This window comes from Georgenia subflava, from assembly GCF_009193155.1.
Lineage (GTDB): Bacteria > Actinomycetota > Actinomycetes > Actinomycetales > Actinomycetaceae > Georgenia > Georgenia subflava.
Genome location: NZ_VUKD01000001.1, coordinates 36,148 through 62,890, shown reverse-complemented (window position 1 = coordinate 62,890; position 26,743 = coordinate 36,148). Strand labels below are relative to the sequence as shown.

Below are 26,743 nucleotides of genomic sequence, written 5' to 3'. Positions count from 1 at the left end.
CGACGTGGTCACGGGGCAGGCACGGCCTGAGGCGGATGGGCGGCGACCAGCTCGGTGTCCGCGCCGATCACGCCGAGCTTCGCGGCTCCGCCCGGAGAGCCAAGGGGCGCACTGTGCCCGGGTAGCGCCTGGTCGAAGAAGCGGGCGTTGTCGGCCAGGAACGGCGCGAACTCCCCGGGCAGGTCGTCCTCGTAGAAGATCGCCTCGACCGGGCAGACCGGCTCACAGGCACCGCAGTCCACGCACTCATCGGGCTGGATGTACAAGGAACGTTCGCCTTCGTAGATGCAGTCCACCGGGCACTCCTCCACGCAGGCCCGGTCCAGCACATCGATGCACGGAGCGGCGATCACGTACGTCATGGGATCCTCCTTCGGTCGGTCTTCTCTGCTCGCTCCCTGGCGTTCACCGGGCCATCCTGCGTCCACCGTGCCAGTGGGCCAGGAGCGCGAGGTGGCGGGATGCGAGAAGTTTTCTGTTTCCGTTCCTCCTCGAGTAGATACTAGTATGGCTTGGAGAAACGGGGTCCGCGCGCGGGGTGGAACAGGACTCGGTGAACCCACCGGAGTGCCCGCGTACCGGCCTCCCGCGCGACCAAGACGTATGCGATGGCTGAGAGGAGTAGTCATGGACTGGCGCCACCAGGCGGCGTGCCTGCATGAGGACCCTGAGCTGTTCTACCCCGCCGGTGACGCCCGGACCGCCCAGGCTCAGGTCAAGGAGGCCAAGGCGGTGTGCCAGCGGTGCCCCGTCATCGGCACCTGCCTGGCCTGGGCCCTGGAGACGGGCCAGGACACCGGCGTGTGGGGTGGACGCTCCGAGCGTGAGCGGCGCACCCTACGGCGCCGCCGCGCGCGCACCCGCCCGGTCGCCTGAACGGCCCACGGATGGGTGAAGGCAGGCGCGAGCCCGGTCGGCGCGACACGCTGCCCCTTGCATTCTTCACAGCGATACCAGTAAATAATGTTATGAGTCACACAGAGCCCGACACCAGCAATAGCCGCGATGACAGTTCAGTCTCTTCGGCGGCCCATCACCACCACGCAGAGCTGTGGTCGCAGCTCGCCGCACGCGAGGCCGCCCTGGTCAACGCGGTCGCGGCCGGGCACGACCACGAGGAGCAGCGCCGAGCACTGGTGGAGTTCCTCCGCGGGGATGTCTTTGCGCACCTGCAGACCGAGGAGATGGTGCTGTACAACGCCGCACGCGGCGTTGGCGCGCACGCCCTGGTGGCCGCGTTGGAGCTGGACCACAAATCCCTGCTGAGCCTGGTCGAGCACATCGATCAGGCCGCTACGGGCCTAGATGCCGCCTTGTCCGCCCGTGCCCTGGTGATGCTGTTCGTCCTGCGGATGGAGAAGGAAGAGACGGTTCTGATCCCCGCACTGGCCGAGGCCGGGGTGGACGTCTCGACCCTGATCGCCGGGCGCCCGGAGATGCTCGGTGAAATTGATGTGGACTGAGACCTAGTGGATGGGTGCCCTCGATCAAGCGGTGGCGGTCATCTTCTTCCTGGCGGCGGCCACCTGGGTCGGTGGCCTTGTCGCGGTCATCATCGTGGTGCGCTCGGCGCACGTGAGTCTGGCCCCACCGCAGCGGGTGCGGTTCTTCCGGGCCCTGGGCCGCAGATACCTCACCGTCCTGGGCACGTCCTTCGTTCTCGCAGTCGCTACGGGCGGGTGGGTGCTGCGCGCGAACCCGTGGGACGCCGCAATGGCGGCGTTGGTCCTCAGCATCGCCGCCCTGGCGCTCTCCACCGTTGCTGGCATCGTCCAGGCGCGGGCGATGACGCGGTTACGTCGCCGTGCCACCGGTTCTCCCGACGACCCGCAGCTCGCGGACCGGGTCGCCACCGTTGCGCGCAGGGCCATCATTCTTCGCGCCGTGCTGACGGTGCTGACCTTGGCCAGCGTCGTCCTCGCCGTGATGGTCACCACGGGATAGTCCAGTCCCAGCACGAGCGCACGTGGCGCACAGCCGGCGGAGCAAGGACCGACGAAGGGGATCCAGCATGAGCAGCCCGCCGGTCGGCGGTGCAGCAACACCAGAAAGGATCACTGCCGCGCGATGGCAGGCCATGGGCGGCTTCGCGCTCCTTGGCCTGGTCGCCATCATCGCGGGCGGGTTCGTCGCCGCGGTTACCGGCCCGACCGGTTTCACCGAGGGTTCCTGGGTGGCGGCCTACCTGGTGCTGGTTGCCGGGGTAGCCCAGCTGTGCCTCGGGATGGGGCAGGCACTGCTCGCCGCCGTCCCACCCTCCAAGAGGCGCCGTGGCTGGCAGCTCGTGCTCTACAACGTCGCCAACGTCGCTGTTCTTTTCGGCACTCTGAGCGGGTCGGTGGCCGTGGTGGTCGCCGGTGGTGCGCTGTTGCTCGTGGCGCTCGCCCTCTTCCTGGCAGCGGTCCGCCGCCCACGCACCCAACCCCCGCACACTCATTCGTGGTATCTGACGCTCTACCGGATACTCCTCGTGATCCTCGGGGTCAGTGTCCCGGCGGGCGTAGTCCTGTCAGTTCTCCGTCACGGCTAAACGGAAACCCTGATCGTCGGCCGGGGCGAGGCGATGCTGGAATGTGGCCAGTGGCTCAGGAGAGCTTGGCGATGGTGATCAGCACGGCGGAGTCCTCGACCGCTTCGAGGCTGTGGCGGGCATCCGGCACGATGAGCAGGTCACCGGCGCGTGCTTCCCAGGACACCTCGCCGGCCCGGAGCCGTACGCGCCCTTGGAGGACATAGATCGTGGCCTCGTCATGATTTTCTCGCTCGGCGATCTGAGCGCCGTGGAGCAGACCGACCACGGTCTGGCGCAGCACCTTGTCATGGCCACCGAAGACCGTGTCTCCTGCCCGTGCGCTGGCGGCGGCTCCTGCCGCGGCCTTGAGCTGTTGACGGGCCAGGGCCTCGATCGAGATCTTCTGCATGCCCATCACTCTTCCAGGAACCATGCCGACGGCGCGAGCTGCCGGCTCCGCCGGCAGCGAGGCGGCCGCTTCCCCGGCCTCGGCCGACCACCCGAGACCGGTGCCGCGGCGCTACGTGCCGGCGGGGAACCCTCGGGTGCCGAGTAGCGGGAGCGCCAGGTCAGGGCACGAGGACCCGCTGACGTCAGTCGGACCTGTCCCGGTCAAGTGCCCTACAGGCGTTCTACCAGGGTGGTCGTCTTCGGGGGTTCGCCGGTGGGAAGGGACCAGCGGTATGCCTTCAGGGCGGTCGCCTCGATCTCGTAGCGCAACGACTGCAGCTCGTGGCCATGGGTCAGCCTCAGTGTCTTCCCGGGCTCGAGCCTTTGCAGGGCGGTGCGCAGCCGTCGGCGGCACTGGTCGTAGTCCAGCGCGCACAGGTCCAGGGTGTCGCCAGGCCCGGGCATGGTCACCGGCGCGTCGGCGCCGGGCCGGCCCAGGATCTGTGGTTGATGAGCCAGCAGATCGGCCAGGTCGATACCGGCGGCGGCCAGAGCCGGCAGGAGCACCGTGTCCTCCTCCTCGGCCCGCATCATGAACAGTGCGACCAGGGCGCTGGCCGCCATGGCGGCGTCCATCCCGGTGCGGGCGCGCGCGACCTCGCCGGCGAAGGCGACGAGCTGGCGTTGCTGGGCGGCCATGGCCTGGGCCAGCAGCGTCGTCTGCATGTCCGGTGCCGAGTCGCAGAAGATCACCCCCTCGGCCGTGGTGTGCGGCAGCACCTCGCCATGGAGGAAGTCGACGAGGTCGTCCCTGGCCGGCTCGTGCGCCTCCTGGGCGGCGACAGCGGCCAGGAGGGCGTCGGTGCGCCGGATCAACTCGCTCTGAAGGGTGCCGTGATGTGCTTCGACCGCGGCCTGCACCGGGCCCGTGGCGCCGGGTGTCATCATCGTGACCTCCGCTGGCTGGCGATGGGTGGGACTAGTTATTACAACATCTCCTGTGACAAAAGCATAGGGGTGGATCACGTCTTGGACCCGCTCCGAACGTCAACGTCAGGGCCCGTCCTCACCGGCGGGCCGTTGGTGTGTGGCGCGCTCTTCCTCGGTCCGCTCACGTCCGCCCGTCTCGGGGCCGGCGTACAGCGAGTCCAGGACGTCACGGTTGGGCTCGGCCTGGTCCATGGCTGCGACCTCGGGGTGGTGCAGGTCGAAGGCCGGGCGCTCGGAGCGGATGCGGGGCAGGGAGGTGAAGTTGTGCCGCGGGACCGGGGAGGCGGTGGCCCACTCCAGGGAGTTGCCGAAGCCCCACGGGTCGTCCACGAACACCGTCCGCGGGCCGCGCTGGGTGATGTAGACGTTCCACAGGAACGGCAAGGTCGAGACTGCGATGAGCACCGACCCGACGGTGGAGATCTGGTTGTACAGGGTGAAGCCGTCCTCGGGCATGTAGTCCGGGTAGCGGCGTGGCATGCCCTGCACACCGAGCCAGTGCTGGACCAGGAAGGTGGTGTGGAAGCCGATGAACAGCAGCCAGAAGTTGATCTTGCCGAGGCGCTCGTCCAGCATCCGCCCGGTCCACTTCGGCCACCAGAAGTAGAAGCCGGAGTACATCGCGAACACCACGGTGCCGAAGACGACGTAGTGGAAGTGGGCGACGACGAAGTAGGTGTCGTGGACCTGGAAGTTCATCGCCGGGCTGGCCAGGATCACTCCGGTCAGGCCCCCGAAAAGGAACGTGACCAGGAACCCGAGGGAGAACAGCATGGGAGTCTCGAAGGTGAGTTTGCCCTGCCACATGGTGCCGACCCAGTTGAAGAACTTGATCCCGGTGGGGATCGCGATCAGCATGCTCATCAGGGAGAAGAAGGCCAGCATGATCCCGCCGGTGGTGAACATGTGGTGCGCCCACACCGTGACCGACAGGGCCGTGATGGCGATGGTGGCGAAGATCAGGCCCTTGTAGCCGAAGAGCGGTTTGCGGGAGAAGACGGGGATGACCTCGGAGACGATCCCGAAGAACGGCAGTGCGACGACGTAGACCTCGGGGTGGCCGAAGAACCAGAACAGGTGCTGCCACAGCAGCGCGCCACCGGCCTCGGGGTTGTAGACCTGCCCGCCAAGGACCCGGTCTACGGCGAGGCCGAACAGGGCTGCGGCCAGGACCGGGAAGGCCATCAGGGCCAGGAGCGAGGTCAGCAGGATGTTCCAGGTGAAGATCGGCATCCGGAACATCGTCATGCCTGGCGCGCGCATGGTGATGATCGTGGCGATGAAGTTCACCGAGCCGAAGATCGTGCCGAAACCGGTCATCGCCAGACCGAGGACCCACAGGTCTCCGCCCAGGCCGGGGGAGAAGGTGGCGTTCGACAGCGGTGTGTAGGCGGTCCAGCCGAAGCTCGCGGCCCCCTTGGGGGTGAGGAACCCGCCCACCGCGACCAGGCCACCGAAAAGGAAGAGCCAGTAGGAGAACATGTTCAGCCGTGGGAAGGCCACGTCCGGGGCGCCGATCTGCAGCGGGATCATGATGTTGCCGAAGCCGACGAACAGCGGCGTCGCGAAGAGCAGCATCATGATCGTGCCGTGCATGGTGAACAGCTGGTTGTACTGCTCGTTGGACTGCACGAGCTGGATACCTGGTGCGAAGAGCTCGGCGCGCACCAGCAGGGCCAGCACGCCACCGATCATGAAGAAGGCGAAGGCGGTGACCAGGTACAGGTACCCGATCGTCTTGTGATCGGTGGAGGTGATCCACGACACGATGATCCGGCCCAGGCTCTGGCGCTGGGGGCGCAGCCCGGGAACGACCTCGTGGTGGATCTCGGCGGTGGTTGCCATCAGTCCTGGTCCCCTTCTCGGTGATGTCGTGCCTTGGTGCCGAGGTCGCCGCCCAGCGCCGCAGGGGTGCTGCGCGAGCCGGAGCGAGTCCTTGCGGTACAGCTCTTAGCCGCCGATGTAGGACATCTCGATCCGCTGTCCCGCTGGTGGTCGCCGACGGGTGTTGGTGCTGCGCAGCTCGGAGTAGCGGTCCTCACGGGTGCGCCACAGGCCGGCCAGTGCGTCGGCGAGCTCGTCATCTGTGCCCCCGGCGCGCATCAGGGCGCGTAGGTCGTGCCCGGTGGTGGCGAACAGGCAGGTGAAGAGCTTGCCGTCGGTGGAGATGCGGGCCCTGGTGCAGGAGCGGCAGAAGGCGCCGGTGACGGAGGAGATGACGCCGATCTCCCCGCCGCCGTCGCGGTAGGCCCACCGGGTCGCTGTCTCGCCCGGGTAGGCGGGGGTGACGGGGTCGAGCGGCATCTGGGCGTTGATGCGCTCGATGATCTCGGCGGAGGGGACGACCTGGTCCATCTGCCACCCGTTGGTGGCGCCGACGTCCATGTACTCGATGAAGCGCAGCACGATGCCGGTGCCGTGGAAGTGGCGGGCCATCGCGATGATGTCGGCGTCGTTGTGGCCACGTTTGACGACCATGTTGACCTTGACGGGGTCCAGGCCGACCTGGCGCGCCGCGTCGATGCCGCCCAAGACCTTCGCCACCGGGAAGCCGGTGTCGTTCATGGCCTGGAACCGGGCCTCGTCCAGGGAGTCCAGCGAGACACTGACCCGGGTCAGGCCGGCGTCCTTGAGCGACTGGGCGTGGTGGGCCAGGGCGGAGCCGTTGGTGGTCAGCGCGATCTCTACTGCGCGTCCTTGTGGTGTGTGCAGCTCGGTCAGGGCCGCGATGAGCTCGTGGAGGTTCTTGCGCAGGAGGGGCTCGCCGCCGGTTAGGCGGATCTTCTCCACCCCGAGACTGACGGCGATGCGGGCCAGGCGGGTGATCTCTTCGAAGGTGAGCAGCGCGGCCTTGGGCAGGAAGGGGTAGTCGCGGCCGAAGACCTCTTTGGGCATGCAGTACACGCAGCGGAAGTTGCACCGGTCGGTGACCGAGATGCGCAGGTCCCGCAACGGCCGGCCCAGCGTGTCGCTCACCGCACCGCCAGCGCCGGTGGACCCGGGTACGGGCAGCGATCGCGGGCCGCTCATGTGAACCCTTCCGTCGTGGTGGAACAAGCACCCACTCGGGTACCAGAACGCTTGTGTCCGGTGGTGGCGCTTAGATGGTTTGGCGGTAGCCGAAGAACTCGTGGTCCTGGTTGTAGCCGCCGTAGCCGCCGCCGACCTCGGTGAAGTCTTCGACGAACTCCACGCCCTTGATCCACTTGACCTGCTTGAAACCGAGCTGAGCCTCGTTACGCAGGCGCAGCGGGGCGCCGTGGCCGTAGTCCAGGGGCGCGTCGTTCATGTCGTAGGCGAGCATGCTCAACTGGTAGCTCATCTGCTCGATCGGGTGGGCGTCGTAGTAGATCCCGCCGTCGGGGCCGTCACCGAGGGAGTAGAAGACGACCCACTTGGCCGCCGGTCTGGGTCGGACGAGGTCGACGATGGTCTGCATGGACACCCCGCCCCACTTGGCGATGCCGGACCAGCCCTGGATGCAGAAGTGCTGGGTGATCTGCTCGTGGTAGGCCAGTGCGCGTAGCTGGGTCAGGTCCAGCTCGACGGGGTTCTCGACCAGCCCGCCGACGTGGAGGCGGTAGTGGGTGAAGTTGTTCTCATACAGCGCCCGGTACTCATCGGTCTCGGGGTACTTCCCGTTGTGCCACATGTACGGGGAGATGTCTTTGTCGGTGTACTGCCCGGGTTTGGCGTCGACGTGCTCGAACAGGCGCTGCAACGGTCCGATCAGCGCATAGCCGATGCGCTGAACCTTGCGCGGGTGACGCAGGGTGAAGGGGGTGGCGCTGACCCAGCCGATGATGACGATGACCATCGAGGCGGCGAAGATCCAAAAGCCCACCCAGGAGCCGTTGTCGCGCGAGCCGTACATGAAGTTCAGGTTCTCGCGCATGCCGGTGGTGAACACCAGGGTGACGTGCATGAGGATGAAGAGCAGGAACCAGACCATGACGAGGAAGTGCAGGGACCTGGCGGCCTGGATGGACAGCAGCGAGCTGATCCGCCGGAACTTTGTCGACAGCACCGGGGACATGCCCAGCCCGGTCAGGATCGCGGCGGGGCCGGCGATGAAGACGGTGATGAAGTAGGCCAGGACCTGCAACGCGTTGTAGGCCACCCAGCCGTTGTCGACCGGCCAGTCCAAGGACAGGTACTGCAGGGCCACGGAGCCGGCGTGGGGGATGAAGTCCCAGCTGGTGGGGACCAGCCGCTGCCAGTGTCCGGTGGTGAAGATCAGGATGTAGAAGATGAGCCCGTTGACCACGAAGAGGACATCGATGCCCAGGTGCCACCAGCGGGCCAACCCGATGGAGTGGCGGATCCCGGGCAGCCCGACCTGCCCGGGCAGGGAGACCGAGTCCTGCTTGGCCGTCCACAGCGGGTCGTCGGGGACCTCCTTCTGGAACCGGAACCACTCCTTGCCCGGGGTGGAGTGCCGGGTCCAGTACAGGCGGGGGTGGTCGGTCATGATCTGGATGCCGGAGCGGATGATGAAGGTCATCAGGAACAGGTTGAAGAAGTGCTGCCACCCGACCCAGGCCGGGATGCCCTCCTGACCGTTGGCTGGCGGCACGGTCCCGGGATAGTCGGCGATGAAGTCGGCGACCGCCGGAACTTCACGTAGTTCCTTGGCGAAACCGACACCGGCGATGAGCACGACGAACCCGATCGGCAGCAGCCACAGCAAGTTGAACCACTTCGACCTGCCCACCCGCACCCGCGGGGCGATCCCGGACTGGGCGGGCACCGAACCTGCCCAGGTGGCCGGGTCGACCACGTCCTCACCCTTGGTCAGCTGGGCCCGGAAGTCCTTCAGCGCGCCGGGATTGATGCTCGAGGGCGCCGGTGTCGGCAGGTCTGGATCGGCCTTGCTGTGGGGAACCTCACCGGTGGCCATGATCAGTGACGCTAACAAGGGACCAAGGCCCTGTCCACGATTATCCAATGCCGTCTGGGAAAAACCGTTGTAGCGTGCCGGGGACAAGGTGTGTCGCAGATCACGTGGGGCGAGCGAAGTTTGCGTCGACGGTCTGGGCGGCACGCGAAGCACGTCCGAAGGAGCATGCTGTGGCCGAGTCTTTGTATCCCCCGAGCACGCCGCAGACCGCGGCCCACCGCGCCGAGCTCGCCCCGCAGATCCATCAGGCATGGGACGAGTTCAGCCGGGCCGTCTTCGCTGCCGGTGCACTGGAGGAGAAGACGAAGCAGCTGATCGCGGTCGCGGTCGCGCACGTGACCCAGTGCCCGTACTGCATCACCGGCCACTCCAAGCTCGCCAAGCGCAAGGGCGCGAGTGAGGAGGAGATCATGGAGGCGATCTGGGTGGCTGCGGAGATGCGGGCCGGAGGCGCCTACGCCCACGCCACGATCGCCTTGAACGCGATCGGCGGACACTCTCATGGCGGGGACGACAACGCTGATCACCATGAGGCCCATGCCGCCGCCGAGGCGCGGCTATGAGCGCCGACAGCTTCGGCGCCCTCGACCAGCTCGGCGTCGGTGACATCACCTACGACATCTTCCGGCTGGACCGCATCGACGGCTCAGCCCGACTGCCGTACAGCCTGAAGGTGCTCCTGGAGAACCTGCTGCGCAACGAGGACGGACGCCTGGTCACCGCCGAGCAGGTCCGTGCCCTTGCGGCCTGGGACCCCGCCGCCACGGCCGAGACGAGCTCGGAGATCCAGTTCACGCCGGCACGGGTGCTGATGCAGGACTTCACCGGGGTGCCGTGCGTGGTGGACCTGGTCGCGATGCGGGACGCCATGACCGCCGCCGGCGGGGACCCGGCGAAGATCAACCCGCTGATCCCCACGGACCTGGTCATCGACCACTCGGTGATCGCCGATGTCTTCGGCCGCTCTGACGCCTTCCGGATCAACGCCGACCTGGAGTTCGAGCGCAACCACGAACGCTACGAGCTGCTGCGCTGGGGCCAGCAGGCCTTCAACGACTTCCAGGTCGTCCCGCCCGACACCGGGATCTGTCATCAGGTCAACCTGGAGTACCTGGCGCGGGTGGTCTTCACCAAGGACGGCGCCCAACGCCCCGTGGCCTACCCCGACACCCTGGTGGGCACGGACTCGCACACCCCGATGATCAACGGGCTCGGTGTGCTCGGCTGGGGCGTCGGAGGCATCGAGGCCGAGGCCGCGATGCTGGGCCAGCCGATGAGCATGCTCATCCCGCAGGTCGTCGGTCTGAAGTTGACCGGTGAGCAGACCGAGGGCACCACCGCCACCGACCTGGTCCTGACCGTGGCCGAGCTGCTGCGCCGGACCGGCGTGGTGGGCAAGTTCGTGGACTTCTTCGGCCCCGGGGTGGCCAACGTGCCCCTGGCCACGCGTGCCACCTTGGGCAACATGAGCCCGGAGTACGGCTCGACTGTCACCATCTTCCCCGTCGACGCCGAGACGCTTAACTACCTGCGCCTGACCGGCCGCTCGGCCCACCAGATCGAGCTGGTGGAGGCCTACGCCAAGGAGCAGGGCCTGTGGCACGATCCCGGCCACGTCCCGGACTACTCCCAGGTCGTCGAGCTGGATCTGTCTACCGTCGAACCCTCCCTGGCCGGCCCCACGCGTCCCCAGGACCGCATCCCCCTCAAGGTCGCCCAGCGCACCGTCCGGGGACTGCTGGCCGGGCAGACCCACGCCGAGGCGGTCCAGGGTGGCCTGGACGAGGCTTCGGCGGACTCCTTCCCGGCGAGCGACCCCATCGCGGTCAGTTCCCGGATCGCCCGGGACGAGCCACCCCGGACAACTATGACCGACCGGCCGGTGACGTGGCCGTCGGACCCGACGCAGATCCTGCTCGACGGAACCGAGGGGCAGATCGACCACGGGGACGTGGTCATCGCGGCCATCACCTCATGCACCAACACCTCCAACCCGTCGGTCATGCTCGGTGCCGGACTGCTGGCCAAGAAGGCCGTCGAGCGCGGACTTCAGTCCAAGCCGTGGGTCAAGACGACCCTGGCCCCTGGCTCCCGGGTGGTGACGGACTACTACGAGCGCGCCGGGCTGACCCCGTATCTGGAGCAGCTCGGTTTCCATCTCGTCGGGTACGGGTGCACCACCTGCATCGGTAACTCCGGACCGCTGATCCCCGCAGTCAGCCAGGCGGTGACCGGCCATGACCTGACCGTCGCCTCGGTGCTGTCCGGGAACCGGAACTTCGAGGGCCGTATCCACGCCGAGACGAAGATGAACTTCCTGACCTCACCGCCGCTGGTCATCGCCTACGCCCTGGCCGGGACCATGCATACCGACCTGCTGCGCGAACCGCTGGGCCAGGACGAGCACGGCGAGGACGTCTACCTGCGCGACATCTGGCCCACCAGCGCCGAGATCAAGGCCGCTGTCGACGCCAGCGTCGAGGCCCGCATGTTTACCGACGGGTACGCCGACGTCCTGACCGGGGACGAGAACTGGCAGGGCATGGCCCTGACGGACTCGAAGACCTTCGACTGGGACGAGGGCTCGACCTATGTGCGCCGGCCACCCTACTTCGAGGCGATGCCGACCAAGGCAAGGCCAGTGCGGGACATCACCGGCGCCCGGGTGCTGGCCTACCTGGGCGACTCGGTGACCACCGACCACATCTCCCCGGCCGGGGCGATCAGGCCCGACTCCCCGGCCGGCCAGTACCTCCTCGAGCACGGGGTGGCGGCGAAGGACTTCAACTCCTACGGCTCACGCCGCGGCAACCACGACGTGATGATCCGCGGGACCTTCGCCAACGTCCGGCTGCGCAACAAGCTCGTCCCCGGCATCGAGGGCGGGTACACCCGCCACCTGCCGGGCGGGGAGCCCGAGAGCATCTTCGACGCCGCCCAGGCCTACGCCGGTGACGACATCCCGCTGATCGTGCTCGCCGGCGCCGACTACGGCTCCGGGTCGTCGCGGGACTGGGCCGCCAAGGGCACCATGCTCCTGGGCGTCAGGGCGGTGCTGGCGACCTCCTTCGAGCGGATCCACCGTTCCAACCTCATCGGCATGGGGGTCCTGCCGCTGCAGTTCACTGGCGGTGACTCTGCCGAGGGGCTGGGCCTGACCGGAGAGGAGACCTACTCCATCACCGGCCTGGACGATGCGGAGGAGCTGCCCGAACAGGTCAGCGTCCGGGTGGCGGCTGGCGACCAGGTCCGCGAGCTGACGGCGCGGGTGCGGATCGACACCCCGGCCGAGGCGGCCTACTACCGCCACGGCGGCATCCTGCCCTATGTCCTTCGCCAGATGCTGACGAAATAGACCCGACATGTGCGGGGCGGTGCCGCTTCCACAGTCCGCCCCGGCGGCGCTAACTCAGGGAGGTCATGTGATCACCCGCACAGTGCGAACGCGCAGGGCCAGCCGGACCAGCGTGGGGATGAAGATCGCCATGGCGGCCACCGGGGTCATTTTCCTGGGCTTCGTGCTCGCGCACATGTACGGGAACCTCAAGGTCTTCGCCGGGCAGGAAGCGTTCGACGACTACGCCCACCACCTGCGCATCCTGGGTGAGCCCTACGTGCCCTACTCCGGGTTCCTGTGGATCATGCGCATCGTCCTGCTCGTCTCCCTTCTCGTGCACGTGTGGTCCGCGATGGTCCTGTGGCGCCAGGCCCACCGGGCCCGGACCACCCGGTACACGGTGTTCAAACCCGTGCAGGCGACCTGGTCCTCGCGCACGATGCGCTGGGGCGGTCTCGCCGTGCTGCTCTTCGTGGTCTTCCACCTGCTGCAGTTCACCACGCTAACTATTGAGGTCGGCGGCAGCTTCGAAAGTCCCTACGACCGTGTCGTGGCCGCGTTCGAGACCTGGTACATCACGGCGCTCTACGCCGCGGCGATGGCGGCTCTGGGCATGCACCTGAGGCACGGCATCTGGTCCGCGGTGCAGACCCTGGGCTGGTCCACCCGCCGGCGCGAGCCAGCCATCAAGGCCACCGCACTGGTCATCGCCGTGGCCACCGTGGCCGGCTTCCTGGCCCCACCGGTGGCGATCCTCCTCGGCCTGCTCAGCTAACCCCCGCCTGGCGATCACCCGCCGGCTTCATGACCATCTGGAGGTTCGCCAGTCACCGTGGGAACGACGGCTTCCACCGCTCATGACCCCCACGGCCCACGACCCACGAGCCACGAGCCACGAGCCACGAAGGAGTAACGGATGAAGATCACCCTGAACGTGTGGCGACAGCACGACGCCCGCTCCAGCGGTCGGATGGCCCGCTACGAGGTCGAGGAGGTCACCGAGGAGATGTCGTTCTTGGAGATGCTCGACGTCCTCAACGAAGAACTCACCGCCAACGGGGAGGACCCCATCGCCTTCGATCACGACTGCCGCGAGGGTATCTGCGGCTCGTGCGGGGTGATGATCGACGGCGTCGCCCACGGCCCACAGCGCATCACCACCTGCCAGGTGCACATGCGTCAGTTCTGCGACGGAGACACGATCACCGTCGAACCCTGGCGCGCCGATCCCTTCCCGGTGATCAAGGACCTTGTCGTCGACCGGTCCGCCTTCGACCGCATCATCGACGCCGGCGGCTACATCTCCGTCAACACCGGCGCCGCACCCGACGCCCACGCCACTCCGGTGGTCAAGAGCCACGCCGACCGAGCCTTCCAGGCCGCCGCGTGCATCGGCTGCGGCGCCTGCGTGGCCGCCTGCCCCAACGCCTCAGCCATGTTGTTCACTGCCGCGAAGGTCACCCACCTGGGCGAGCTGCCGCAGGGTCAACCCGAACGCGGGGTCCGTGTGGTCAACATGCTCGACCAGCACGACGCAGAGGGCTTCGGCGGCTGCACCAACATTGGTGAGTGCGCCGCCGTGTGCCCGGCCGGGGTCCCGCTCGACACCATCTCCCAGCTCAACGCCGACCTACGCGACGCCCTGACACCCCACCGTCGGGAGTGGTAGAGCGCTCGTCCGGTCAGTAGATTCTGGCCTTACCGGTTGGGGCGAGTGCGGTGGAAGCACCAGATGACGAGCGAGTACCCGCCGAGGATCGGGACCGATCCACCAGTACAGCGGTGGTGACCACCCTGGCGATACCGGTCGGCTTTGGCCTTTCGATCTTCGGATTCCTCGGCTGGTGTGGGTCCCGCGACGCTCGCCGTCGGCCTCATCGGACGGTCCCTGGGACAGCGGTGGCTAAAGGGTAATACGGGTTGGCCTCGGGCTGACGCTGGGCACACTGATGTATGTGCTCGGTGGGTTGCTCAAGTCCCGACGGGCCATCTTCTGGCGGCGGCTCCGGCACACCGAACAGCTGATCGCCGAGCCTCGGGACGAACCGCTAGACGTGAACGTGACCTATTGCTTGGGCCCGACCGGGTACCGGCTCGCGGTCGCGATGCGGTTCCAGGTGTTGATGACGATCGCCACCCACGTCACAGCCGCAACCTCGCCGTCCGAGAGCAGGGCCGTGGCCGAGACATAGACGTCCTCGGGTACCTGCCCGTCGGCGATGAGCGCTACCGCCTCGGCCAGCATCAAGGCGCCCCGTTCACGGCCGGTGAAGAACGTTGTCTCTCGCCAGGCCGGCAGCACCGCCAGTCGTTCGATCGTCTCACCCTGTTCAAGCGCGTCGGCGGTGTGCATGTCCAGCAGAAGGCGCACCCGTTGATCTGCGATGTCCTGATCTTGACCAGCTCGATGAGCAGCGGCTCCAGGCCCGCCTGAGCCGCGTGAGCGCGCACCTGCGTGTCCAGGTCCACCACCGCCTGGTAGGCAGAGTGCGCCGCCTCGCCGATGTGCACCCTGTTGACCTCGCCCACACCTTCGACTCTGCTCATGGCCCCGCGCCCGGTGCGCCCAGTCGAAGGAACCGGCCACCCAGCTCGCCCGCCTGGAGCGTCGGCGGGCCGCGCCCGGCGAGAAGTGAACCCGCCGACCCCTTGCGTTTATCACAAGGGTGCCTGTAAATAACTGTATGAGCCAAACAGGCATGAACGATCCCACCGATGCCAACGACTCCGCCGGTCCGACGCCCCGAGATTCTCACGATCACCATTCGGGCTTGTGGTCCGCGCTGGTTCAACGCGCCGACGCCCTAACGGCAACCGTTGGTACCGGTCAAGGCGAAGACCTCCATGCTCGGCGGGCGCTCATCGACTTCGTCCACGGTGACGTCCTTGCCCACCTGAAGACCGAGGAGCGAGTGCTGTACGAGGCCGTTCGCGAGGTCGGTGCGCACACTCTGGTCGCCACGCTCGAGGCCGATCACCGTTTCCTGCTGGACCTTGTCGAGCAGGTCGAGAAGGCTGACACCGCCATGGAGGCTGCCCTGTCCGCCCGCGCCCTGGTTGTGCTCTTCGCCCTGCGGATCGAGAAAGAAGACACCGTCGTACTGCGCACCCTCACCGAGGCCGGCGTGGACGTCACCGCCCTCCTCGAGGGCATGATCGTGCAGATGGCCACCGACTACGACGCCCACTTCAGCTACCTGTGAAGACCCCCGCCCAGCGACGCCCCAGCGGCTTGTGTGTCCGCGCCGGTCCCGGCCGGCGGGATCGCCCCTGGCCAGCGGCCGGCGCGAAGGAGAACGAGGGAGTGATGCTGAGATGACCGGCACCGACCCGCGACACGCTGCGCCCGCAGCAGTGGCCCGCCCGCCGGCGCGTTCAGGCAACGCACCAGGCGGCACGGCCAGGGAGACGACGACCCGCTCGGTGAAGGCCCCAGCCGTCCACGACCCATTCCGCCGGCCCAGCACCGACCCCACCCTTGGCCAGGGCCTCCAAGCGCCGACGACACCGGCGTGGGCACCAACCCCGACGCTCACCGACCGCAGCTCCTTGGACGCCCCGGGCCTCGTCGTCGGCGAGGTACTGATCGACACCCACGAACACGAGGACGGCCGGAGCGAGCACCTCAGCGGTGCTGGCGCGAACGTGGCCATCGGGCTGGCGCGGCTGGGGCGGCCGGTCGAGCTCGTCACGTCCTTCGGTGCCGACTCGCACGGGGTAACCGCGCGCGCGCTCCTTGAGCGCGAGAACGTCCAGGTGGCGCCGGGCAGCGACCGCGCATCGCGCACGTCCACCGTCCAGGTCCAGCCCGGTCAGGACACCGGAGCGTCGCCGGCCGACCTGGTGTGGGAACCACCCAACGCCCGGCTGACGAGATACCCGCTCGTCGTGCACGTGGGGTCGCTCGGCGCGGTCCTCGAGCCAGGCTCGCGCACGGTCGCCGGGATCATCGCTGCCTACCGGCCGGGAGCGACGATCACCTACGACCCCGCACTGCACCCCGAGATCATCGACTCACCAGAGGATGCCCGCAGCCTGGTCGAGGGACTGCTCGCCCGGGCCGATCTCGTCAAGGTCTGCACCCGTGACCTTTCCTGGCTCTACCCCGGTGAGGACCACAAGGCGGTCGCCCGCCGCTGGCTGACGTCCGGGCCCGGGATCGTCGTCATCGACATGGGTGCAGAAGGTGCCTGGGCGGTCAACTCTGTCGGCGAGGTAGCCACCGCCTCCGGGCACGGGTTCGGTGTCGCCGACACCGCCGGGGCAGGCGATGCGTTCATGGCGGCGCTCATCGACGCGCTGTGGAACGGTGGCCTGCTCGGCGTGGCCGCCCGCGAGGACCTGCACACCCTGCGCCAGGGCAGCCTGCAGGCACTGATCGACCACGCCACCACGGCCGCCGCGATCACCGCCTCCCGCCCCCGCGGGAACCCGCCCACCCGCGCGGAGCTCGACGCTGGGCACGGCATCCCGCAGGTCACCGCACGACCGGGGCAATGACACCAGCGAGCGGGCTCGCTGCCGCGGTTGCGGGCCTTGGTCGCGCCCTACTCTGCGCGAGGAGGCGAGAATGAAGGACGTGGTCTCGCGACGGCCGTGAGCTCGGCGTCTTCCGTCTGCGGGCGGAGGCCTGCTTCTCCCCCTACAGGGGGAAAGACGTACGACCACGTACGTTCATACGCTCGAGCAACTTGAAGTTGATCGGGAGGGCCGGTGAGTGGTTACAGCGTGCAGTTTCCAGATGGTGCAAGCGTGGATCGCCGTCTAAGTGACCTGGCCAAGCTGTACTCGCGCCTGGATGATCACGTGGCGATGGTCGGGGTTCAGGCGAGTGCGGCGCGTCGTGCCATCAAGGGCGGCACCGATAACATCGACCGTGAAGTCAGCGGGATCGTCGCCGACGCGCAGGACGCGATCGACCAGCTGCGGGCGCTTGGATGTCATGCTCGTCAGCCTCAGCGCCGCGAACGGTGCCCTGCTCCGGCGTGCGCGCCAAGGGCTGCAGGAAGGTCGAAGTTTCTTTTCGTGGACGCCACGGCCGCGGCCGGTTGGCTCGGATCAGGCGTCTGAAACAGTGTGGGAATCAGGTCGAGGCTGATCGACGTGCTCCTCGGGGGTAGTGGCTGCTTCGTCGGGCCTCCTGCGAGGGTGAGGGCATTTGAACCGCCGGAGGCTACAAGACCCGGCGGGGGTGTCGGCCGTTCACCGGTCAGGGTCGCCCCGTGGAGGCCGGTCTATCTCAGGTGTCGTCGCAGGAACGCGAGCAGCTCGAGCCCTTCGGCGGTGGTGGCTGTGCCGGTGCCGTTGCAGTCCTCGCAGGGCTGCTCCCGCGGTCCTGCCGGGCGGGCGTGGGCGTGCTCGTCTACTAGGTTGGTGATCAAGGCTCGCAGGACTGGCTCCTGCCGCGCCCCGGCGGCCAGAGCGGCGAGCCGGTCCCGCTCCACCTCCCAGGTGCTCCACGCCTCGCTGGCCATTGTCCCGGTCCCGTCACAGCCGGAGCACATCTGCTCCAGGCGCGGCGCCAGCGGGGCGCCGTCGGCTGGGACCACGCGGTCCATGGGGTCCACTGACGTCATCTCCAGGTGGGGTTGGACGAGAACGATCCGGCGACAGAGTCGGACCGGGTCAGACGAGCTAATCCAGGTTTCAGCCACGCCGGTCACGCCAGACAACGGTCCTTCCAGCATGACCTGAAGCCACGCGACAGTGTCCATGGCGTCTTCGCACACCCCGCCACGTCCACCCGCCTCCGCGGCGACATGGTGCCCGTCATGAGTGGTGACCAGCGCGAGCACACCCTGCGCGGCGTCATTGCGCCGCTCTGCCCGGTACGGGCCGCCGGTGATGGGGAAGACCGTCAGGACGTCGGCACGGATGGGCCCGCCGCCGCGCTGACGGTGAGTGCCAGGGACCACCGGCGACCGGGCCGGCGGTGTACCCACCACCGCGCTCGTCCAGGACGGCACCGCCGGACTGCAGGACCTGCACATCAGGTGGGGCCTGTGGGTCTGGACAGGCGGGGACGAGGAGGTCGACGTCCCACCGGGCGTCGTCAACCCGGTGCCCGGCTCAGCGACGGCAGCGCCGAGATGCGCCAACGACTTACACAGGTATACGCGCCTAGCCACGCTGCTGGCCCCGCCCCCAGAGAAGGTATGCGACGCGACCAAACTATAATCCACCGGGTCCACGCACCGAGGCGGGACTGCTGGCTACCTGGTGGAGAAACGGCGCTCTCCACCTGCAGGCGCAGGCTCACGCGCTCCTACCACCGGGTCCCGGAGCCGTCTGCATGCGAACCGCAAGCCGTCTTTGGGACGCACGATATTCGCGGACTGGGGCAAATTCTCCAGGTGGGTTATCCATCTGACTGCCACATCGACGCCCGCGACCTCTTCACACCACTATCGCTTGTGCCGCGACGTGGCGATGGCCACAACTGAAGGGGTCGGTGGCACTGAAATGGATAACCCACTTCTCCAGATCCACAGGAGCGGGAACCCTCCCTGCGCGGCAATGGTATCTCCTGTCGCGGAGCAGGAGCTCCGCGATGACAAGCCACTCAGCAACGGCGCCCACCACGACACCGTCCAGAGACCTTGCCGCACCGTCCGGGCGCACGATCATCCTCACCACCGCCGCAGTCGCGGTGACCGCCGTGATCCTGCAGATCCAGCTCCACGAGTATGCGCACGCGGTGGCGGCCTGGCTGCCCATCGCGAGGTCACCGTCTACGGCGCGATGGCCGGTCACCCGTCGACCACGGACGCTAACTTGGCACTGATCGCCATCGCCGAGCCGGTCTTCTCGCTGGTGGTGGGTGCGGGGGCCTATCTCGCGTCGCGGCGCGCCCGCGCCGGTTATCCCTTGGCGTTTTCACCTGGTTCGGGTTGAGCGGTCTACAGGGCGCCTTCGGCAACCTGATGATCACGCTGATCGCTCCGGTGGGTGACACGGCGGTCGCCTTGAGGTCTGTGGCGTGCCGATCTAGGGCTGGATCCTCGCCTTCGTCCAAGGGCTGGATCCTCGCCTTCGTCGTCGGCCTGGCAGGGATGTTCGCCAACGCCAACCTGCTCGCCGGCGAGATCGCCCGCACCTTCTCCGAGCCGGGACCGTTCCGGGCCGCGTCCGTGTGGACCTGGCTGGTGGCGACTGGCCTACTCCTCGTCGTCTACGTGGGTGTGGCCCTCATCGCGGTGGTCGGCGCCGACGTGCTGGGTCTGGACGGTCGCGGGCCGGCGACGGCGCTCGTCTTCGCCCCGATGGCCACGATGTTCTGCAACGAGTGCCGCTTCAAAGTCTGGAGTGGGACTACGGCAAAGCCGCGGTAGTGGTCGGCGCCCTGGTCGTGGCTATCGCGGTGGTGCGCTTTCACGCCGTGGTGGGCGTGACGCTCGGCGACTGAGTCGGCCTGCCGAGCACAGGACGATGACGACAGTACTGTGGCGGCTTGGTGTCCGGCTGCCGGCGCCCGGACAGTCCTTTGCGAGGGCTGGGGCCGGCAAAGGTCGTCAAGGCCAGCTCGTCGGCGGGTGTACGGGTCGATTCAGCACCGCTCGGCCATCCATGACGTCGCGGAGGGCTTAGAGGCCAGCTCCAGAGCCCGCTGGGCGACAAGGGCGAAGGGCGCCTCGCTTGTCGGCGCCGCTGGTTCGGGCGCTTCCAGCCCAGAACTGAAGTAGTCAGGGTGCCGACACACTGGACGTGACGGGGCCGTGGTGGCTATGTTCGGTCGTACCCCCGGGGAGCGCTGCAGTGCGCTGAGAGTGCGGAGAGTCCGCAGACCCGTTTACCTGATCCGGTTCGTACCGGCGTAGGGAGCAAGGGCACTCACCGATGCTTCGGTGAGTCTCGTGGTACCCGCGGGCCCGAGAAGGGACCGTGATGAGCACCAAGACAGACGAGAACACCAGCATCGGCGCTACGCCGGAGCAGTTTGGTATCGGGATGCGGTTCAGCATCCATCCCCACACGAACGACTTCGTCGAGGTCATCCTCGGCGCCCTGGCCGATGTCGAGACCGCCGGCCTCACCGAGGGGCTCGTGATCGAGACCGATGAGGTGAGCACGTATGTCGGTGCGCGTACCGCGCCGGCCGAGCAGCACCTGACCGCGTACCTGTGTGCGGTGATCGTGGCGGCCTCACGCCGTTCGCGTGGCGCACACATCGTCACCCATGTGCTGTTCTCCCGCGGCTGCCCGGGGGAGGTGTCCTGCGACTTGGCCGTGACCGGTCTGCCGACCCCGGAGCCGGTGGAACTCGATCCCGTGGGTATCCGGGCCGCGGCTCAGTGGTCGCTGTACCCGCTGCTGGACGGCGGGTCCGACGCCGGGGACCACATGGGCCACATCGAGGCGGCGATCGCCGCGGCCACGCAGCGCGGTACTGCGGCTTCCCCGGCGCACTACGCCACCAAGCTCACCGGCGACCTCGCCGACGTCCTGGCCACAGCTGTCGATGCCTGGGTGCAGGTGGGCACCGGTGTGGCGCACGTGGTCACCCATCTGAGCGTCTCGGTGGGCTCGCCGAGCCCCGCCGACGCCTGATGGGGGGCAGGCCATGAACCCTGAGAAGACTCCGGCCGTCGCGCGCATCCGGCCCGGGTGGGCGATGCGGGACCTGGTCCTGATGGTCGTGCTCGGTGTCGTCTTCGGCTTTGCCTATTGGGCCCTGGTGCAGGCCTGGAACGGCCTCGCCATCTTGATGGGTCCCGCCGGTGACCTGTCCCAGCATCTCCTGCTGGGCGGGTGGCTGTTGGTGGCCCCGGTCGCCGTGGCCATCATCCGCCGCCCGTTCGCCGGGGTGATCGCCGAGGTGATCGCCTCGGTGGTGGAGGTCGTCTTCCTCGGCTCGCCGGTCGGGCCGCTGCTGCTGATCGCCGCGGCCATCCAGGGCGGTGGTAGCGAGCTGCCTTTCGCGCTGACCCGCTACAAGAAGTACGGCTGGGGTGTCTTCGCCGCCTCGGGTCTGCTGGGCGCGGGGATGGTGTTCTTCTACTCCGCGTTCCGCGCCGGTTGGTATGGCCAGGACATCTTCGTCCTGCGCCTGGTCCTGCAGTGCCTCTCCGGCGTTCTTCTAGGCGGGCTGGCCGCCAAGGTGATCGTCGAGGCCCTGGCCCGCACCGGGGTCGTGGACAACTTCGCCATCGGCCGTGCCCTGGGCCGGGGGTGAGCCAGGCCCAGCCGGTGGCGCGTCCGGCGGGTGACGGCAGGAGCGCGGTCGTGGTGCTGCGCGAGGTCTCGGTGACCTTTCCCCGCCGGACCGAACCCGTGCTCCGCGAGGTCTCCTTGCACCTTGGACCCGGTGAGCAGGTGATCGTTCTCGGGGCCTCTGGCTCGGGTAAGTCCACGGTGCTGCACGTCATCACGGGGGTGGTGCCGCACACCATCAGCGCCACCATGACCGGGGAGGTCACCATCGCCGCCGCGACGCAGACCACCTCGGTGATTGACCGGTCTCGGCACCTGGGGGTGCTCGCGCAGGACCCGACGGCGGCGGTGTGCCTGCCCGGGGTGGAGCAGGAGCTCGCCCTGCCGCTGGAGAACCAGGCCACCGACCCAGCGACCATCGGCCCGCGCATCAGCGCAGCACTGGACGCGGTCGGGGCCGCCGCCCTGCGGGAGCGGGCCACCGCCACCCTCTCCGGAGGGGAGTCCCAACGGGTCGCCCTGGCCGCGGCCATGGTCACCGAACCGCAGGTGCTGCTCCTGGACGAGCCGACGTCGATGCTCGACCCGGCGGGCATCGGGAGCGTCCGTGCCGCCCTCACCGGCGCGGTCGAGAAGTACGGTCCGGCGGTGGTGCTGGTCGAGCACCGGCTCGACGAATGGGCCGGAACCCACGGCGTGACCGGGCTGCCGGCCCGGGCGCTGGCCCTGGGGGAGAGCGGGGAGGTCATCGCCGATGGCCCGACCGCCGTCGTGCTGCGCGAGCACGCCCATCAGCTCCACGCCGCCGGGTGCTGGCTGCCGCTGGACGCTGAGCTCTACGCCCTGACCGGCACCGAGGGCGCCCTGACGGCGAGGACGAACGTCGAGCTGCTCCATGCCCTCGCCGCCGACGCACCCAACATGGCGGTGATCGACGACCGCGCTGCCCCGGTTCTTACCGCCCGCGACCTGTCCGTGGGCCGGGCGAAGCCGATGGCCCGACGTTCGCGGCGCCGCCGGCGGAAGAACCCGGCAGAACCCGGTGCTGCGGCCGTGCCGGCGCTGCTGTCCGGGATTGACCTGTCCGTGCGGCCCGGTGAGGTGGTCGCGCTGCTGGGGGCGAACGGCGTCGGAAAATCCACCCTGCTGCTCACCCTCGCGGGCCTGCTCGCACCGCTCACCGGGACAGTGGCGGGCGCGCGGCCCGGGCTGGTGTTCCAGAACGCCGAGCACCAGTTCCTCGCCCACACCGTGGCCGAGGAGATCGCTCACGGGCTCGCCCCTGAGGTTGCTGAGGAGGTGGTGGCCCGGCAGCTGCGCCGCCACCGCCTGACGCACCTGGCCGGGCAGAGCCCGTTCCGTCTCTCCGGCGGGGAGAAGCGCCGCCTCAGCCTGGCCGCGATGCTCGCCCACTCCCGGCCCGTGCTCCTGGCCGACGAACCCACCCTCGGCCTGGACCGGCGCGACACCATCGCCACCACGCACACCCTGCAAGACTTTTCTACTGGTGGGGGAGCGGTGGTCCTGGCCAGCCATGATCTGCGCACAGTGACCACGCTCGCCGACCGGGTCATCGTCCTCGGTGACGGCGGCGTGCTCGCCGATGGGCCGACCACGCAGGTGCTGAGCGACGCTGACGTGCTGGCCCGGGCCGGGCTGGTGCTGCCGCCGCTGGTGGCCTGGCTGCTGAACAACCTGCCGGCCCGTGCCGTGGCCCACGTGCTGCGCCAGCTCGACGACGCCGTCCCCGCGTCCCGACCTGTGGGGGTGGCCCGGTGAGCGCACTGACCGCGGCGCCGATCGCGGACTCACCGCTGGCCCGGCGCAACCCGACCATCAAGCTCGCGCTGGTGACCCTGGTCTCCCTCGTGGTCGTCTTCGTCCTCGACCCGCTGACCCCGAGCGTGCTGTACCTCCTCGCCCTCGTCGCAGTCGCGGTCTCGGTGCGGGTGCCCGCGCGCACACTGCTGCTCGCGCACGTGCCCTTCGTGGCCTTCGCGTTCGGGGTACTCGTGGTCAACGCCCTGGCCCGCCCGGGCACCATCATGTGGCAGGCCGGGGCGCTGCGGGTAACCCAGGAAGGACTCAGCGTCGGGACCGCGCTAGCGGTGCGCACGCTGCTCATCGGGGTGCTGGCGATCGGGTTCCTGCTCTCCACCGACGGCGTCGCCCTGATGACGAGCCTGCACCACAACGCCCGCCTCGACGCCCGGCTCACGTACGCGATCCTGGCCGGATACCGGATGCTGCAGGAGATGCCACGCGAGTGGACCACCATCCGCCACGCCCACACCGTGCGGGCCGACCTACGCCACGACGGACGACCACCACGCGGGCCACGCCACCTTGCCGGGGTGGTGTTCACCCTCCTGGTGGTCTCGGTACGCAAGGGCGAACGCATGGCCCAAGCCCTGGAGTCCCGCGGACTCGGACTGGCCCCCCGCACCACCTGGCACCCGGTCCGGATCACCCGGACGGACTGGGCCTTCGCCGCGGGCGTGGTCACCGTGGTGGCGGTCGTGCTGACGATCAGCGCCGCCCTGGGAACCCTGGAGGGACCCGGTGCGCTCACCAGCTGAGACAATGCACCTGGTCGCGATGGTGCACCCACCCACCAGCCAGTACGCCGAGAACTGGCGCCACCCGCTGGCGCGCACCGACTGACTTGACGCACGCTTCTACACCGACCTGGCCCGCACCCTCGAACGCGGCTGCTTCGACATGATGTTCCTGCCCGACGCCCTCGCGGTCCCAGAGGACCGCTGGCGGCTAGATGGAGATCAAGGGTGGGGACAGTGCGGCGGTGCCTACCCGTCGGGATAACGGAGTGGGCACCGGGGGTCGCGGTGAGCGCGGGTGGGGTCTTCCGGGTCAACGGATCTGGTGGGCGCGGCCGTTGTAGGCGTTGGCGCCGCGGCCGCCAGCCCACAGGTCCTCCAGGAGGTTGGCCAGGTCGGTGTTGTCGAGGTACTCCCCGCGCGGTCGACCCCGGCCTGCGGCCGCCGCCCTAGCGGGCGGCTGCTCGCTGCAGATCGGCATTCGTCGTCATGCCTCCAGTGTCGGACGGTTAGCTGGATCCCAGGTGAACGGCTCCGGGAATCGAAACGTCAGCTGGGAATCGCTCAGCGTTCAAAGCCCGCGAGGAAGCCATTTGGCAGCCGTGAGGAGAAGGGCAGAGTCAACAGGAGATGCTCGGTTCATGTCGGCGCCGCCAACGTCAGTGACCAGGTCGCCATCGGTGAAGAACTCACGGTGCGGGTGCTGCCGCGTCAAGTTGATGAAATCAGTTGTTCCCGGGGTGGCTTCCTGGTGCACCACCAGAGCCAGCTGGCCTACGAGGAGGAGCATGGCCATGCCCTCGGCGGCAAAGCGTGGGCAGCCCGGCTGCCATCTCGTCGTGAGGCTCCAAGAACGGCATAGCCCCCGGGCAGCAGCACCGGCTCCACGGCGGCCATGGCAGCGCACCGGGAGTCGCCTCGATTGTGTTGTCACCGGAGTGAAGCTGACGACGTCTTGGCAAGTTTAGGCCATGGCAAGTAACTGCCAATGATGGTCCGTTTAGTATCCGACCGGCTCGGTTACATTTGTAACACTGTAACCATGTCCGAATCCGCCCGCAGATCAGCCCCGCTCTCGCCATAGGAGAGACGAACATTCCGGCCGGGTGCTGTTGGTGGAACAGTTCAGGAGTGAGGTGGAGAATGTCGCGGTCGTCGGTGGTGGTGCGGCGTCATACACACCCGAATGCCGCTGCTCCCTGGAATGCACCGATCACGTGTGGTCCGCATGTGCGTGGAGGGACGGTCCCCTATGCGGTCCATGTCCGGGGGAGCGAAGGGCTGGGCGGGGCTGATCTGCTCCCGCTTGCCTACGGGCCGGGCGATGCCAGGTACGACAGTTGGAGCTTCGCCGACTTCACCACAGCGGATGACCACTCGTGGCTGCGGGACCGGATGGTCGCTGGGATTTTGGCGACCGCGACGCCTGAGCGCGGTGATTATCTCTTCCCCAGTGGTGGGGATTCGACGCCGACACCTACCGATGCCATCACGTTCGCGCAGGGGGCGGCCGGGGTGCTGTGGGCGCTAGCGCAGGTCGGGGCGCGGATCCCGGAGGAGCTGGTCGACTGGCTCGTGGCCGCGGTCGATCGCCTCTGCTGTCCCGGACCGGGGCTGGGCGGCGGGTTGAGCGGGATCGCGCTGGCCCTGGATCGCCTGGGCCGCCACGATGATGCCGACCGGTTGTGGTGGGCGGTGGAGAACGCGGCACTGGAGGATCTAGGGACCACCCTCGCCGGGGGTCTGCCCGGGGTGGGGCTGGCGCTGCTCGAACGGGCCCCGATCACCGATGGTGCGGCCCTGCTGAGCAAGGTCGAGGCCGTCGCGACTGAGCTCGTTGGACGGCTCGGACGAGCGTGCCAGGCAACCGTTCGCCCGGGGTTGTGGCACGGCGGGACCGGAGCCGCGCTGTTCTTGCTGCACGCCTACGAGCTGATCGAAGATCCGGCGTTGCTGGCGCCGGTCGAGGCGTTGCTGGCCCACGACCTGCACCTGATGGGCTGGGACAGCCTCGCACAGCCCGACCATGCCCATGCGGTGCGCCGGCTGGGCGCGGACACCGCGGCGGCCGGCGAGATGGCCCTGGTGGTGCACGAGGCGATGCAGCACCTGGACATCGGCTGGCTAGGGCCAGCGCGCGATGTCCTCATCAGCGCGAGCGAGCACCACCTGATCGACCACCCGGGCCTGTCCCAGGGACGCGCGGGCGCGCTGGTTGCCCTGCAGAGGTTGTACTCCAGAGCATCGGACACGACCGCGGAGCGCCTGGCCCTGGTCCGTCCCCATCTCGACCCGCTCGTGCTGCGCGCGATCCCCGCCGGACACAACCCGGCACCGGTACCCATGGAACTGAGCGACGGCGCCGCCGGCACCCTGCTCGCGCTGGACGACCTGCGCACCGGTGAGCGGCGAGTCCCGTTCTTCTGATGCCATGAAGGAGCGGGGCCTCCGCTCCCCGTGACCCTCCGGGGGGATCCTGGAGGTGCTCACCTCAACGACGAAGGAGGCCCCTGATGCAAGCGTACGCAGGCCCGCAGTTCGTGGGTATCGACCTGCACCGCAAGAGGTCGACTTGCCGGCTCCCGGTGCGCCCGGGCCGTCGCCGCCGGGGTGATCGTGCGGATGGACGGCGCGGGCGAGGCGTTGGAAGCAGTTCGGATCAGCAACGACCCGGGGGCGAGGCCAGGGTCCTCGCCACCCTCCTTCAGGGCTGACTCCCCACGGGAGGAATTTCGTGGACGACCTCCGGCCGTTCCCCGGCGCGTGCGAGAACGACCGCCAAGAGCTCTGCCCGCCCGGCGACTTGCGCCAGAGAGGCCGGAAACTTTGAGATTCGCGGTTCTTGGCCTCTTGTACGGTTGACTCCAAGCCGCTGGCCAGCGGCCTTTCGCATGCCGAATGAGCAC

The 26,743-nt window shown here is 68.4% G+C and carries 26 protein-coding genes, 2 pseudogenes and 1 riboswitch; of the genes and pseudogenes, 17 read left to right on the top strand and 11 right to left on the bottom strand.

Going from position 1 to position 26,743, the window contains the following annotated elements; all coding sequences use genetic code 11:
* Positions 1-8: 8 nt before the first annotated feature.
* The gene (gene fdxA / locus GD748_RS00315) at positions 9-362 is read right to left on the bottom strand and encodes a ferredoxin (protein ID WP_152193228.1); all 354 of its coding nucleotides are present in this window, start codon (positions 360-362) and stop codon (positions 9-11) included.
* Between the two features lie 265 nt (positions 363-627).
* Here fdxA and GD748_RS00310 point away from each other — a divergent pair, with 265 nt between their 5' ends.
* The 4 genes from GD748_RS00310 (at position 628) to GD748_RS00295 (ending at position 2,530) form a co-directional block, all read left to right on the top strand.
* The gene (locus tag GD748_RS00310) at positions 628-876 is read left to right on the top strand and encodes a WhiB family transcriptional regulator (RefSeq protein ID WP_152193227.1); all 249 of its coding nucleotides are present in this window, start codon (positions 628-630) and stop codon (positions 874-876) included.
* A gap of 92 nt (positions 877-968) precedes the next feature.
* Positions 969-1,463 carry a hemerythrin domain-containing protein gene (locus tag GD748_RS00305; protein WP_193312746.1) on the top strand — a complete coding sequence of 165 codons (495 nt, stop codon included), beginning with the start codon at positions 969-971 and terminating at the stop codon, positions 1,461-1,463.
* 10 nt (positions 1,464-1,473) lie between these two features.
* Positions 1,474-1,944: a hypothetical protein gene (locus GD748_RS00300; RefSeq protein WP_152193225.1), complete on the top strand. Its 471-nt coding sequence runs from the start codon at positions 1,474-1,476 to the stop codon at positions 1,942-1,944.
* A gap of 67 nt (positions 1,945-2,011) precedes the next feature.
* A complete protein-coding gene (locus GD748_RS00295) occupies positions 2,012-2,530 on the top strand; it encodes a hypothetical protein (protein WP_226920588.1) in 519 nt (172 codons plus the stop codon).
* A gap of 55 nt (positions 2,531-2,585) precedes the next feature.
* Here GD748_RS00295 and GD748_RS00290 read toward each other — a convergent pair whose 3' ends face one another.
* From GD748_RS00290 to GD748_RS00270, 5 genes are all read right to left on the bottom strand, one after another.
* Positions 2,586-2,921 carry a cupin domain-containing protein gene (locus GD748_RS00290; protein ID WP_152193224.1) on the bottom strand — a complete coding sequence of 112 codons (336 nt, stop codon included), beginning with the start codon at positions 2,919-2,921 and terminating at the stop codon, positions 2,586-2,588.
* Positions 2,922-3,133: 212 nt separating this feature from the next.
* A complete protein-coding gene (locus GD748_RS00285; RefSeq protein WP_152193223.1) occupies positions 3,134-3,850 on the bottom strand; it encodes a DUF2249 domain-containing protein in 717 nt (238 codons plus the stop codon).
* Between the two features lie 105 nt (positions 3,851-3,955).
* Positions 3,956-5,737 (bottom strand): aa3-type cytochrome oxidase subunit I, encoded by a 1,782-nt coding sequence (ctaD, locus tag GD748_RS00280; RefSeq protein WP_152193222.1) that lies wholly within the window; start codon positions 5,735-5,737, stop codon positions 3,956-3,958.
* A 105-nt stretch (positions 5,738-5,842) separates the two neighbouring features.
* The gene (gene moaA, locus GD748_RS00275) at positions 5,843-6,922 is read right to left on the bottom strand and encodes a GTP 3',8-cyclase MoaA (protein WP_152193221.1); all 1,080 of its coding nucleotides are present in this window, start codon (positions 6,920-6,922) and stop codon (positions 5,843-5,845) included.
* A gap of 70 nt (positions 6,923-6,992) precedes the next feature.
* The gene (locus tag GD748_RS00270) at positions 6,993-8,792 is read right to left on the bottom strand and encodes a molybdopterin-dependent oxidoreductase (protein ID WP_193312745.1); all 1,800 of its coding nucleotides are present in this window, start codon (positions 8,790-8,792) and stop codon (positions 6,993-6,995) included.
* 170 nt (positions 8,793-8,962) lie between these two features.
* Between GD748_RS00270 and GD748_RS00265 the strand changes: the two genes are divergently transcribed.
* The 4 genes from GD748_RS00265 (at position 8,963) to GD748_RS00250 (ending at position 13,798) form a co-directional block, all read left to right on the top strand.
* Positions 8,963-9,355 (top strand): carboxymuconolactone decarboxylase family protein, encoded by a 393-nt coding sequence (locus tag GD748_RS00265; protein ID WP_152193220.1) that lies wholly within the window; start codon positions 8,963-8,965, stop codon positions 9,353-9,355.
* Positions 9,352-12,147: an aconitate hydratase gene (gene acnA, locus GD748_RS00260; RefSeq protein ID WP_152193219.1), complete on the top strand. Its 2,796-nt coding sequence runs from the start codon at positions 9,352-9,354 to the stop codon at positions 12,145-12,147. Before GD748_RS00265 ends, acnA begins: the two co-directional genes overlap by 4 nt.
* Positions 12,148-12,214: 67 nt before the next feature.
* The gene (locus tag GD748_RS00255) at positions 12,215-12,904 is read left to right on the top strand and encodes a succinate dehydrogenase cytochrome b subunit (protein WP_152193218.1); all 690 of its coding nucleotides are present in this window, start codon (positions 12,215-12,217) and stop codon (positions 12,902-12,904) included.
* A 141-nt stretch (positions 12,905-13,045) separates the two neighbouring features.
* Positions 13,046-13,798 carry a succinate dehydrogenase/fumarate reductase iron-sulfur subunit gene (locus tag GD748_RS00250; RefSeq protein ID WP_152193217.1) on the top strand — a complete coding sequence of 251 codons (753 nt, stop codon included), beginning with the start codon at positions 13,046-13,048 and terminating at the stop codon, positions 13,796-13,798.
* Between the two features lie 396 nt (positions 13,799-14,194).
* On the opposite strand, the pseudogene GD748_RS00245 reads toward GD748_RS00250, so the two are convergent.
* Positions 14,195-14,676: pseudogene (locus GD748_RS00245) on the bottom strand (carboxymuconolactone decarboxylase family protein).
* Between the two features lie 152 nt (positions 14,677-14,828).
* Here GD748_RS00245 and GD748_RS00240 point away from each other — a divergent pair.
* Positions 14,829-15,332: a hemerythrin domain-containing protein gene (locus GD748_RS00240; RefSeq protein ID WP_193312744.1), complete on the top strand. Its 504-nt coding sequence runs from the start codon at positions 14,829-14,831 to the stop codon at positions 15,330-15,332.
* Between the two features lie 220 nt (positions 15,333-15,552).
* A complete protein-coding gene (locus tag GD748_RS00235) occupies positions 15,553-16,629 on the top strand; it encodes a PfkB family carbohydrate kinase (protein WP_193721593.1) in 1,077 nt (358 codons plus the stop codon).
* A 264-nt stretch (positions 16,630-16,893) separates the two neighbouring features.
* Here GD748_RS00235 and GD748_RS00230 read toward each other — a convergent pair whose 3' ends face one another.
* The 3 genes from GD748_RS00230 to GD748_RS00220 form a co-directional block, all read right to left on the bottom strand.
* The gene (locus GD748_RS00230; RefSeq protein ID WP_152193214.1) at positions 16,894-17,073 is read right to left on the bottom strand and encodes a hypothetical protein; all 180 of its coding nucleotides are present in this window, start codon (positions 17,071-17,073) and stop codon (positions 16,894-16,896) included.
* 290 nt (positions 17,074-17,363) lie between these two features.
* Positions 17,364-18,095: a hypothetical protein gene (locus tag GD748_RS19735; protein ID WP_152814955.1), complete on the bottom strand. Its 732-nt coding sequence runs from the start codon at positions 18,093-18,095 to the stop codon at positions 17,364-17,366.
* A gap of 430 nt (positions 18,096-18,525) precedes the next feature.
* A complete protein-coding gene (locus tag GD748_RS00220) occupies positions 18,526-18,882 on the bottom strand; it encodes a hypothetical protein (RefSeq protein ID WP_152193212.1) in 357 nt (118 codons plus the stop codon).
* Between the two features lie 137 nt (positions 18,883-19,019).
* On the opposite strand from GD748_RS00220, the gene GD748_RS00215 reads away from it, so the two are divergent.
* The 5 genes from GD748_RS00215 (at position 19,020) to GD748_RS00195 (ending at position 23,858) form a co-directional block, all read left to right on the top strand.
* Positions 19,020-19,460: a hypothetical protein gene (locus tag GD748_RS00215; RefSeq protein WP_152193211.1), complete on the top strand. Its 441-nt coding sequence runs from the start codon at positions 19,020-19,022 to the stop codon at positions 19,458-19,460.
* A gap of 400 nt (positions 19,461-19,860) precedes the next feature.
* A riboswitch (TPP riboswitch) is annotated at positions 19,861-19,968 on the top strand.
* Positions 19,969-20,013: 45 nt separating this feature from the next.
* Positions 20,014-20,676 (top strand): YkoF family thiamine/hydroxymethylpyrimidine-binding protein, encoded by a 663-nt coding sequence (locus GD748_RS00210; RefSeq protein ID WP_152193210.1) that lies wholly within the window; start codon positions 20,014-20,016, stop codon positions 20,674-20,676.
* 13 nt (positions 20,677-20,689) lie between these two features.
* The gene (locus GD748_RS00205; RefSeq protein WP_152193209.1) at positions 20,690-21,301 is read left to right on the top strand and encodes an ECF transporter S component; all 612 of its coding nucleotides are present in this window, start codon (positions 20,690-20,692) and stop codon (positions 21,299-21,301) included.
* A gap of 50 nt (positions 21,302-21,351) precedes the next feature.
* Positions 21,352-23,058: an ABC transporter ATP-binding protein gene (locus GD748_RS00200; RefSeq protein WP_152814958.1), complete on the top strand. Its 1,707-nt coding sequence runs from the start codon at positions 21,352-21,354 to the stop codon at positions 23,056-23,058.
* Positions 23,055-23,858 (top strand): energy-coupling factor transporter transmembrane component T family protein, encoded by an 804-nt coding sequence (locus tag GD748_RS00195; RefSeq protein WP_193312742.1) that lies wholly within the window; start codon positions 23,055-23,057, stop codon positions 23,856-23,858. The genes GD748_RS00200 and GD748_RS00195 overlap by 4 nt, the downstream gene beginning before the upstream one ends.
* A gap of 292 nt (positions 23,859-24,150) precedes the next feature.
* On the opposite strand, the gene GD748_RS19345 is transcribed toward GD748_RS00195, so the two are convergent.
* Complete coding sequence (locus tag GD748_RS19345) at positions 24,151-24,318, bottom strand: hypothetical protein (RefSeq protein WP_193312852.1); 168 nt, start codon at positions 24,316-24,318, stop codon at positions 24,151-24,153.
* A 198-nt stretch (positions 24,319-24,516) separates the two neighbouring features.
* Between GD748_RS19345 and GD748_RS19730 the strand changes: the two are divergent.
* Positions 24,517-24,699 (top strand): annotated as a pseudogene (locus GD748_RS19730) (DUF4193 family protein); the annotation flags it as partial.
* Between the two features lie 281 nt (positions 24,700-24,980).
* The gene (locus GD748_RS00180) at positions 24,981-26,264 is read left to right on the top strand and encodes a glycoside hydrolase family protein (RefSeq protein WP_152193206.1); all 1,284 of its coding nucleotides are present in this window, start codon (positions 24,981-24,983) and stop codon (positions 26,262-26,264) included.
* Positions 26,265-26,743: the final 479 nt, after the last annotated feature.

Coding starts and splice junctions, on each gene's coding strand:
- fdxA (WP_152193228.1), bottom strand. CDS start 362: ATGACGTACGTGATCGCCGCTCCGTGCATCGATGTGCTGGACCGGGCC.
- GD748_RS00310 (WP_152193227.1), top strand. CDS start 628: ATGGACTGGCGCCACCAGGCGGCGTGCCTGCATGAGGACCCTGAGCTG.
- GD748_RS00305 (WP_193312746.1), top strand. CDS start 969: ATGAGTCACACAGAGCCCGACACCAGCAATAGCCGCGATGACAGTTCA.
- GD748_RS00300 (WP_152193225.1), top strand. CDS start 1,474: ATGGGTGCCCTCGATCAAGCGGTGGCGGTCATCTTCTTCCTGGCGGCG.
- GD748_RS00295 (WP_226920588.1), top strand. CDS start 2,012: ATGAGCAGCCCGCCGGTCGGCGGTGCAGCAACACCAGAAAGGATCACT.
- GD748_RS00290 (WP_152193224.1), bottom strand. CDS start 2,921: ATGCAGAAGATCTCGATCGAGGCCCTGGCCCGTCAACAGCTCAAGGCC.
- GD748_RS00285 (WP_152193223.1), bottom strand. CDS start 3,850: ATGATGACACCCGGCGCCACGGGCCCGGTGCAGGCCGCGGTCGAAGCA.
- ctaD (WP_152193222.1), bottom strand. CDS start 5,737: ATGGCAACCACCGCCGAGATCCACCACGAGGTCGTTCCCGGGCTGCGC.
- moaA (WP_152193221.1), bottom strand. CDS start 6,922: ATGAGCGGCCCGCGATCGCTGCCCGTACCCGGGTCCACCGGCGCTGGC.
- GD748_RS00270 (WP_193312745.1), bottom strand. CDS start 8,792: ATGGCCACCGGTGAGGTTCCCCACAGCAAGGCCGATCCAGACCTGCCG.
- acnA (WP_152193219.1), top strand. CDS start 9,352: ATGAGCGCCGACAGCTTCGGCGCCCTCGACCAGCTCGGCGTCGGTGAC.
- GD748_RS00250 (WP_152193217.1), top strand. CDS start 13,046: ATGAAGATCACCCTGAACGTGTGGCGACAGCACGACGCCCGCTCCAGC.
- GD748_RS00240 (WP_193312744.1), top strand. CDS start 14,829: ATGAACGATCCCACCGATGCCAACGACTCCGCCGGTCCGACGCCCCGA.
- GD748_RS00230 (WP_152193214.1), bottom strand. CDS start 17,073: ATGACATCCAAGCGCCCGCAGCTGGTCGATCGCGTCCTGCGCGTCGGC.
- GD748_RS00210 (WP_152193210.1), top strand. CDS start 20,014: ATGAGCACCAAGACAGACGAGAACACCAGCATCGGCGCTACGCCGGAG.
- GD748_RS00205 (WP_152193209.1), top strand. CDS start 20,690: ATGAACCCTGAGAAGACTCCGGCCGTCGCGCGCATCCGGCCCGGGTGG.
- GD748_RS19345 (WP_193312852.1), bottom strand. CDS start 24,318: ATGCCGATCTGCAGCGAGCAGCCGCCCGCTAGGGCGGCGGCCGCAGGC.
- GD748_RS00180 (WP_152193206.1), top strand. CDS start 24,981: ATGTCGCGGTCGTCGGTGGTGGTGCGGCGTCATACACACCCGAATGCC.